This is a genomic window from Streptomyces sp. NPDC054841, from assembly GCF_053611045.1.
On record NZ_JBSGZO010000779.1, the window covers coordinates 1 to 2,435 of the forward strand.

The 2,435-nt window shown below is 72.2% G+C and carries 4 protein-coding genes and 1 pseudogene; 4 read left to right on the forward strand and 1 reads right to left on the reverse strand.

What is annotated here, in order from left to right:
- The 4 genes from ACWGI8_RS43105 to ACWGI8_RS43120 form a co-directional block, all read left to right on the forward strand.
- Nucleotides 1–777, forward strand: a 777-nt coding sequence (locus tag ACWGI8_RS43105; RefSeq protein ID WP_453668943.1) for a PHP domain-containing protein, incomplete at its 5' end; no start/stop codon positions are given.
- Between the two features lie 110 nt (nucleotides 778–887).
- Nucleotides 888–1,274 carry a hypothetical protein gene (locus ACWGI8_RS43110; protein ID WP_453668945.1) on the forward strand — a complete coding sequence of 129 codons (387 nt, stop codon included), beginning with the start codon at nucleotides 888–890 and terminating at the stop codon, nucleotides 1,272–1,274.
- A gap of 159 nt (nucleotides 1,275–1,433) precedes the next feature.
- Nucleotides 1,434–1,769, forward strand: coding sequence for an ArsR/SmtB family transcription factor (locus tag ACWGI8_RS43115; RefSeq protein ID WP_453668947.1), 336 nt, complete (start codon nucleotides 1,434–1,436; stop codon nucleotides 1,767–1,769).
- Complete coding sequence (locus tag ACWGI8_RS43120) at nucleotides 1,766–2,290, forward strand: SRPBCC family protein (RefSeq protein ID WP_453668949.1); 525 nt, start codon at nucleotides 1,766–1,768, stop codon at nucleotides 2,288–2,290. The genes ACWGI8_RS43115 and ACWGI8_RS43120 overlap by 4 nt, the downstream gene beginning before the upstream one ends.
- A gap of 24 nt (nucleotides 2,291–2,314) precedes the next feature.
- On the opposite strand, the pseudogene ACWGI8_RS43125 reads toward ACWGI8_RS43120, so the two are convergent.
- Nucleotides 2,315–2,435, reverse strand: a pseudogene (locus ACWGI8_RS43125) (SRPBCC family protein); the annotation flags it as partial.

Consider the following 2,435-nt stretch of genomic DNA (forward strand, 5'->3'; position numbering starts at 1 on the left):
GGCGATGCCGGGACGCGGCTGCGCGCTGCGCTGCGCTGCGACTGTCATCTGCACTCGGACTGGTCGGACGGCGGCAGCCCGATCGAGGCGATGGGCAGGGCCGCGGCCGATCTCGGCCATGAGTGGGCCGTACTCACCGATCACTCGCCCAGGCTGACGGTCGCGCGCGGGCTGTCGGCGGAGCGGTTGCGTGAGCAGCTGGAGCTCGTGGCGGAACTGAACCGGACCTGGGCGCCGTTCCGGCTGCTCACCGGTATCGAGTGCGACATCCTGCAGGACGGCTCGCTCGACCAGGAACCGGAGCTGCTCGACCGGCTGGACCTGGTGGTCGCGTCCGTCCACTCCAAGCTCCGCATGGAGACGCGGCCGATGACCCGGCGCATGGTCGCCGCGGTCCGCAGTCCGCTGGTGGATGTGCTGGGGCACTGCACCGGGCGGCTGCTGACGGGCCGTGACGGGGGACGGGGCCGTCCGGAGTCGGAGTTCGACGCGGAGCAGGTGTTCGCGGCGTGTGCGGAGTACGGGACGGCCGTGGAGATCAACAGCCGTCCGGAGCGGCTGGATCCGCCGCGGCGGCTGCTGCGGCGGGCGGTCGAGGCGGGGACGCTGTTCGCAATCGACACCGACGCGCATGCTCCGGGGCAGCTGGACTGGCAGATCAACGGCTGTGCGCGGGCGGAGGAGTGCGGGGTGCCTCAGGCGCGGGTGATCAACACGTGGGGTGCGGACGAGCTGCTGCACTGGACCCGGACCGGCGAGCAGCCGCAGGAGCGCTGACGGGCGTCCGGAGGGCCGGCCACCCGGAAGATGCTCTGCCCGTGCTGTGCGGGGCGCGAGGTGGGACCTTGGAGAGGGATACCCCAGCGCGAGAGAGGACGGGGATCACCGTGACCGCGACGGACAAGCACGGCGAGGAAGTATCGGTGCAGCTCAGCGGTGCACCGGAGGACGCGGACGCCGTCTTCGGCGCGTTGCTCGCGGCGTACCCCTGCGACCGGGACGCCGAGGAGCACCCGCACAAGCTGGGCCGGGGCGGCCACCCCACCATCTGGATGGCCACGTATGACGTGTCGCCCGCCGACGCCGCCGGACCGGTGGCCGCAACGACGCTCCGGGCGCCCGTGGCGGCGGAGCTGTCCGGCTCGTATCCGGCGGTGGACCGGATGGCCAAGGCGCTGACCTCGGGCTTCGCGGTCGAGGTGGAGCACGCGGTGTCGGGAGACGGGGAGAAGCAGCTGCGACTGCGGCTGGACTCGCCGGTCAAGAGCGCCTGACCGGGCGGGCACGGCGGCACGGCGGTGCGGCGGCACGGCGGTGCGGCGGCACGGCGGTGCGGCGGCACGGCGGTGCGACCGGGTGGGCGCGGCGGTACGGCGGCGCCAGGGATTTAACATGCCTTGACAGCCATATAACCAGGGGCGCATATTCAATGGATGACAGACGCCATCTGGTCGGCCCTGGTGGACCCGCACCGGCGGGCCGTGCTCGATCTGCTGCGTGAGCGCGACCGCGCGGTCGGCGAGCTGGTCGACGTACTCGGTCAGTCCCAGCCGAACGTGTCCAAGCATCTGCGGGTGCTGCGGGAGGCCGGGCTCGTCCGGGTGAGGAAGCAGGCGCAGCAGCGTATCTACGCGATCGAGCCCGGCCCGATCGCGGAGCTCGACGCATGGCTCGCGCCGTACCGGCGGCTGTGGAACCAGAGTCTTGACGCACTGGGCCGCCATCTCGACGACGGCGGCAGCGGTGACCGTACAGAGGAGCCATCATGAACCGCGGAACCTTCATCGACTTCGAGGGCCGCCCGGCCGTCCAGTTCCAGCGCTCGTATCCGCATGCGGTCGAACGGGTCTGGGCCGCCGTCTCCGAGCCGGAGGGACTCGCCCACTGGTTCCCGTCGACGGTCCGGCTGGAGCCGCACGCCGGCGGGAAGATCGAGTTCTCCGACGACCCGAACCTGCCCCCGACGACAGGAACGGTGCTGGCCTTCGACCCGCCGCGCCGCCTCGCCTTCACCTGGGGCGGCGACGAGATCCATCTGGAACTGGCGGCGGAGGGCGAAGGCTGCCGGCTGACGCTGACGAACGTGCTGGAGGCGCGGAACACCGCGGCCCGCAACGCCGCGGGCTGGAGCGTCTGCCTCACCGAACTGGACAGGCACCTCGCCGGAGCCCGTTCCGAAGGCCCGCACAGCGAGTCGGCCGAGCCGTGGCAGCCGTACTACGACGCCTACGTCGCCGAGGGCATGCCCTCGGGAGCCGAGATCCCGGGCGCGCCGCAGCAGGACGCCTGAGCGGCACGCGGCGCGCCCGGGCACTCAGGACGCTTCGACGGCGGCCTTGATGCACCGGGCGAAGGCATCCGCGTCCTTGCGGGCCGCGCTCAGCGCGAACCCCACGAGCAGCTTGCCCAGGCCGTGCCCCTCCAGGGTGTTGAAC